The sequence below is a fragment of the Saccharothrix sp. NRRL B-16314 genome, assembly GCF_000716595.1.
Lineage (GTDB): Bacteria > Actinomycetota > Actinomycetes > Mycobacteriales > Pseudonocardiaceae > Actinosynnema.
On record NZ_JNXC01000066.1, the window covers coordinates 1 to 6,509 of the forward strand.

Annotated in this window: 2 protein-coding genes; both read left to right on the top strand. The window is 72.1% G+C overall.

Annotated features, from left to right (window positions below; translation table 11 throughout):
* Nucleotides 1–15 precede the first annotated feature (15 nt).
* Nucleotides 16–4,620 (top strand): SDR family NAD(P)-dependent oxidoreductase, encoded by a 4,605-nt coding sequence (locus OQ02_RS38870; protein WP_231500440.1) that lies wholly within the window; start codon nucleotides 16–18, stop codon nucleotides 4,618–4,620.
* A 35-nt stretch (nucleotides 4,621–4,655) separates the two neighbouring features.
* On the top strand, nucleotides 4,656–6,509 hold a 1,854-nt coding region (locus OQ02_RS38875), incomplete at its 3' end, for a type I polyketide synthase (protein WP_033443699.1).

Consider the following 6,509-nt stretch of genomic DNA (forward strand, 5'->3'; position numbering starts at 1 on the left):
CCTGAGGCTGCGTTGTTGAACGAGACGGAGTTCACGCAGGCGGCGTTGTTCGCGGTCGAGGTGGCTTTGTTCCGTCTGGTCGAGTCGTTGGGTATGCGGGCGGACTTCCTGATCGGTCATTCGGTCGGTGAACTCGCCGCTGCTCACGTCGCCGGTGTGTTGTCGTTGGCGGATGCGTGCGCGTTGGTGGTGGCTCGTGGTCGGTTGATGGGTGCTTTGCCGGCTGGTGGTGGCATGGCGGCGGTGCAGGCGACGGAGGAAGAGGTCGTCCCGTCGTTGGTGGCGTTTGCCGGTCGTTTGTCGGTGGCGGCGGTGAACGGGCCGCAAGCGGTTGTGGTGTCGGGTGATCTGGACGCGTTGGACGAGTGGTTGCCGTCGTGGCAGCACCGGAAGACCACGCGTCTGAGGGTGAGCCACGCGTTCCACTCGCACCTGATGGAGCCCATGCTGGCCGAGTTCCGGCGCGTCGCGGAGAGCTTGACGTTCAACGAGCCGCAGATCCCGATCGTGTCGAACCTGAGCGGCAAGCCGGTGTCCTCGGAGCTGATCGACCCCGGCTACTGGGTCGACCACGTCCGGCAGCCGGTGAGGTTCATGGACGGCGTGCGCGTGCTCGAACAGTTCGGCGTGACCAGGTTCTTCGAGCTGGGGCCGGACGGTGTGCTCACCGCCATGGCCCGCCAGTCGCTGGACGTGGACGACATCGTGTTCGCGCCGGCGTTGCGCGCCCGGCACGCCGAGCCGGAGACGTTCGCGTCCTTCCTGGCCCAGGCGCACGTCGCCGGTGCGGTCGTGGACTGGTCCGCGTTCTACGCCGGCACGGACGCCCGCCCGGTCCAGTTGCCGACGTACGCCTTCCAGCACGAGCGCTACTGGCTCTCACCGAGCACGGGCTCCGGCGATCCGGCCGGCGCCGGTCTCGGTCGGATCGACCACCCGGTGCTGTCCGCCGCGGTCGCGGTCGGCGATCGGGACGAGTGGCTGTTCACCGGGCGGATGTCGCAGGACACCGTGCCGTGGGTCCGCGACCACGTCGTCGCGGGCGTCGTGCTCGCGCCCGGAACCGCCCTGGTCGAACTCGCGTTGACCGCGGGCCGGCGCACGGGCTGCCCGGTGCTCGACGAGCTGGTGCTGGAGGCGCCGCTGGTCCTCCAGGGCCGTTCGGCGGTCCAGGTGCAGGTCACGGTCGCGGAGCAGGACGAGGACGGCCGCCGCGCGGTCGCGGTCTACTCGCGCCCGGAAGCCGTGGAGGAGAACCCCGAGGCCACCTGCCACGCCCGTGGCGTGCTCGCCGCGGACTTCGAGCCGCAGGTCCCGTTCCCCGCGCAGTGGCCGCCGGCGGGCGCCGAGCCGATCGCGGTGGACGAGCTGTACGCGACGCTCGCGGAGGCCGGTTACGACTACGGCGCCACGTTCCAAGGGGTGCGGGCGGCGTGGCGCGTCGGCGACGAGGTCTACGCCGACGTCGCGCTGACCGACGACCAGGTCGACGCCGCCGCCGGGTTCGGTCTCCACCCGGCCCTGTTCGACGCTGCGCTGCACGGCGGCCTGGGCAAGCTCGACGCGGGCGACGGGTCGTCCACCCAGCTCCCGTTCTCGTGGTCCGGGGTGAGGGTCGAGGAGACCGGCCGCAGCCGGGCACGGGTGCGCATCGCGTCGGCGGGCGAGTCCGGCCTGCGCATCGACCTGGCCGGCGACCACGGCGAGCCGGTGGGCGGTGTCGAGCGGCTGGCGTTCCGGCCGGTGGAGCAGTCGAAGCTGGCCGGTGCGCGCAAGGCCGGGCACGACTCGCTGTTCGAGGTCACCTGGCTCCCGGTCACCGACACCGCGACCACCGGGGCGGGGCGGATCGTGGTCCTGGGCGACCTGACCGCACCCGGTGAGCGCTTCACCGACCTGGACGCGCTGGACCAGGCCCTCGTGGGCGGTCGTCCCGCTCCCGAGGCGGTCATCGTCGCCATCCACGACACCACGGCCGTCGGCGCCGCGCAGGCCGTCCGGGACGTCGCCGCCGGCGCGTTGCGGCTGGTGCAGCGGTGGCTGGCGAGCGAACGGCTGGCCGACGCACGGCTGGTCGTCGTGACCCGCAACGCCGTCGACGCCGGCGACGACGTGCCGGACCTGGCGCAGTCGCCGGTGTGGGGTCTGCTGCGCACCGCGCAGTCCGAGCACCCCGACCGGTTCGTGCTGGTGGACCTCGACGACTCCGACGACGAGATCGACTGGGGTTCCCTCGTCACGGGCCGGGAACCGCAGATCGCGGTGCGCGAAGGACGTGCTCTCGCGCCCCGGCTCACGCGCGCCGAAGCGCCGTCGGTGCCGCCCGGGACCGCCTGGCAGCTCTCGATCGACCGGAAGGGCTCGTTCGAAGACCTCACCATCATCCCCTCCGACGCCGACCGGCCGCTGGAGCCGGGCCAGGTGCGGTTCAAGGTGCGCGCCGCCGGCCTGAACTTCCGGGACGTGCTGATCGCGCTCGGCACCTACCCCGGTGACGCGCCGCTGGGCAGCGAAGCGTCCGGTGTCGTGCTCGAAGTCGGTGCCGACGTCACCGACGTCAAGCCGGGTGACCGGGTGATGGGCCTGGTGCCGCACGGGTTCGGCTCGAAGGCGGTGGCCGACCGGCGGATGATCGTGCCGATGCCCGCCGGCTGGTCGTTCGCCGAGGCGGCGTCCGTGCCGTTGGTGTTCCTGACCGCGTACTACGGGTTGGTCGACCTCGCCGGTCTCAAGGCCGGTGAACGGCTGCTGGTGCACGCCGCCGCCGGTGGCGTGGGCATGGCTGCGATGCAGCTCGCCCGGCACATCGGCGCCGAGGCCTACGCGACGGCCGGCCCGGCGAAGCGGAACGCGTTGCGGCGCCTCGGGGTCTCCGACAACCACATCGCCTCCTCACGCGACCTCGCGTTCCTCGACACGTTCCGCGAGTCCACCGGCGGCGAGGGCGTCGACGTGGTGCTGAACGCACTGGTCGGCGAGTTCATCGACGCCTCGCTGGACCTCATGCCGAACGGGGGCAGGTTCGTCGAGATGGGCAAGGCAGACCCCCGGGACGCCGACCGGGTCGCCGAGGACCACCCGGGCGTCACCTACCAGTCCTTCGACCTGTTCGAGGCGGGACCGGACCGCATCCAGGAGATGCTGCGCGAGCTGGTCGCGCTGTTCGACCAGGGAGTGCTGGAGCTGTCGCCGATCCGCACGTGGGACGTGCGCAACGCCGCCGAGGCGTTCCGGTACCTGCGGGAGGGGCGCAACACCGGCAAGGTGGTGCTCACCGTCCCGACCGCGCCGAAACCGGACGGCACCGTGCTGATCACCGGCGGCACCGGCGGACTGGGCGCCGTGTTCGCCCGGCACATCGCCACCCGGTACGGGCTCAAGCACCTGCTGCTGGTCAGCCGGCGCGGCATGGCCGCCGACGGCGTGCCGGAGCTGGTCGCCGACCTCACCGCGCTGGGCGCCGAGCCGCGCGTCGCCGCGTGCGACGTGTCGGACCGCGGACAGGTGGCCGAGCTGATCGGCTCGTTGGAACGCCCGTTGACCGTCGTGATCCACGCGGCCGGGGTGCTCGACGACGGCGTGATCGAGACGTTGACGCCGGAGCAGTTCGACACGGTGCTGCGCCCCAAGGTGGACGCGGCGCTGCACCTGCACGAGCTGACCACGGGGATGGACCTGTCGGCGTTCCTGATGTTCTCCTCGGTCGCGGCGCTGATCGGCAGCCCCGGCCAGGCCAACTACGCGGCGGCCAACGCCACGCTGGACGCGCTCGCCGCGCGGCGCCGGTCCGCGGGCCTGCCCGCGAGGTCGTTCGCCTGGGGCCTGTGGGCGGAAGAACGCAGCATGGGCGGCACGCTGGACGAAGGCAGCGTCGCGCGGTGGGCCCGCATGGGTATCCGGACCCTGTCCAACGAGCTGGGCGTCGAGCTGTTCGACGCCTCACGGCTCGCCGACACGGCGCTGTCGGTGCCGGTGCGGCTCGACCTCGGCGCGTTGCGGGCGCAGGCGCGGTCCGGCACCTTGCCCCCGTTGCTGCGCGGACTCGTGCGCATCCCCAAGCGGCCCGCCGACGCCGGCGGCACGTCGCTGGCGCAGCGGTTGGCCGGTGTGCCGGAGACCGAGCGCGAGTCGTTCGTGCTGGAACTGGTGCAGGCGCAGGCCGCGGCCGTCCTCGGCCACCCGTCCTCGGCCACCATCGACGCCGGCCGGACGTTCAAGCAGCTCGGGCTGGACTCGCTGGCCGCGGTCGAGCTGCGCAACCGGCTCACCCGGGCGACCGGCCTGCGGCTGCCCACCACGCTCATCTTCGACCACCCGACCCCGGTCGCGGTGTCCCGACTCGTGCTGACCCAGGTCGGCGGCAACGCCGAGAAGACCGGGTCACCGCTGGAAGCGGAACTGCGGAAGATCGAGGCACTGCTGAACGCGGTGGCGGGCGACGCGGACCAACTCGCCGCGTCCGAGCCGCGCCTGCGGTCCTTGAGCAACCGCCTGAGGTCCGTCCTCGGCGGGATGAACAGCACTCGCGCCGAGTCGGACGCCAGGGCTGACGAAGACCTCTACGAGGTGTCCGACGACGACATCTTCGAGCTGATCGACAAGGAGATCGGATCGGCATGACCCAGGCCACGGACGATCCGCGCGGTGGCGGCACGATGACCGACGAGCAGAAGCTCCGCCTGTACCTGCGCAAGGTGACCGGCGAACTGCGCACCGCCAACCGACGGGTGCGCGAGCTGGAGGACCGCGACGTCGAGCCGCTGGCGATCGTGGGGATGAGCTGCCGGTACCCCGGCGGGGTCACCTCGCCGGACGACCTGTGGCAGCTGGTCGACGAGGGCCGTGACGCCGTCTCCGGGCTCCCCGAGGACCGCGGCTGGGACCTGGAGCGCCTGTACGACCCGGACCCCGAGCAGCCCGGCACGCTCTACATGCGCAGCGGCAGCTTCCTGCGGGACATCGGTGACTTCGACGCCGGGTTCTTCGGGATCAGCCCGCGCGAGGCGCTGGCCACCGACCCGCAGCAGCGGTTGATGCTGGAGGCGGCGTGGGAGGCGTTCGAGGACGCCGGGATCGACCCGACCTCGTTGCGCGGCTCGGACACCGGCGTGTTCTGCGGTGTCATGACGATGGAGTACGGCGCGCCGACGCCGGAGGTGGAGGGCTTCCGCCTGACCGGCACGACGAACAGCGTGGTGTCCGGCCGGGTCGCCTACACCTTCGGGCTGGAAGGCCCGGCGGTGTCGGTGGACACGGCGTGCTCGTCGTCGCTCGTGGCGCTGCACCTGGCGTCGCAGGCGTTGCGCTCCGGTGAGTGCTCGCTGGCCCTGGTCGGCGGCGTCACCGTCATGGCCGAGCCGTTCGTGCTGGTGGAGTTCAGCCGGCAGCGCGGTTTGGCGCCGGACGGGCGTTGCAAGTCGTACGCGGCGGCGGCGAACGGGACCGGGTTCTCCGACGGTCTCGGTCTGCTGGTGCTGGAGCGGTTGTCGGACGCCAGGCGCAACGGCCACCGGGTCCTCGGTGTGGTGCGGGGCAGCGCGGTCAACCAGGACGGCGCGAGCAACGGTCTCACCGCGCCGAACGGTCCGTCACAGGAGCGGGTGATCCGGCAGGCGCTGACGAACGCCGGCCTGTCACCCGCCGACATCGACGCCGTGGAAGGCCACGGGACGGGCACCCGGTTGGGTGACCCGATCGAGGCGCAGGCGTTGTTGGCCACCTACGGCAGCGAGCGGGACAACGGCCCGCTCCGCTTGGGGTCGCTCAAGTCGAACATCGGGCACACGTCGGCGGCGGCCGGTGTCGGCGGTGTGATCAAGATGGTGATGGCGATGCGGCACGGGGTGCTGCCGCGCACGTTGCACGTGGACGCGCCGACACCGCACGTCGACTGGGACTCCGGTCAGGTGTCGCTGCTGACCGAGCCCTCGCCGTGGCCCGCTTCGAGCCGGCCGCGTCGTGCGGGGGTGTCGTCGTTCGGTGTCAGCGGCACGAACGCGCACGTGATCATCGAAGAGCCGCCCGCCGAGGAACCTGACGCGGACGCCGACGCGTCCCGCAGCCTGCCCACCGTGCCGTTGCTGGTGTCGGCGAAGAGCGACGCGGCGTTGCGGGCGCAGGCGGATCGTCTGCGCTCCCACCTGCTCGGACTGCCGGAGCTGTCGCCGTTGGACGTGGCGTTCACGGCGGCCACCGCGCGGGCGCAGCTCGACCTGGGCGCCGCGGTCGTCGCTTCGGACCGGGACGGTCTGCTGGCTGGGCTGTCGGCGCTGGCCGAGGGCCGGCCGGGCGCGGGCGTGTTCCAGGGTTCGTACGTCAGCGGCAGGTCGGCGTTCCTGTTCACGGGTCAGGGTGCTCAGCGTGCGGGGATGGGTGTTGCCCTTGCGGCGTCGTTCCCGCGTTTCGCCGCTGCTTTGGACGAGGTGTGCGCTGAACTCGACCCGAGGCTGGGTCGTTCGCTGATGGACCTGCTTTCCGCGTCTGAGGGTTCGCCTGAGGCTGCGTTGTTG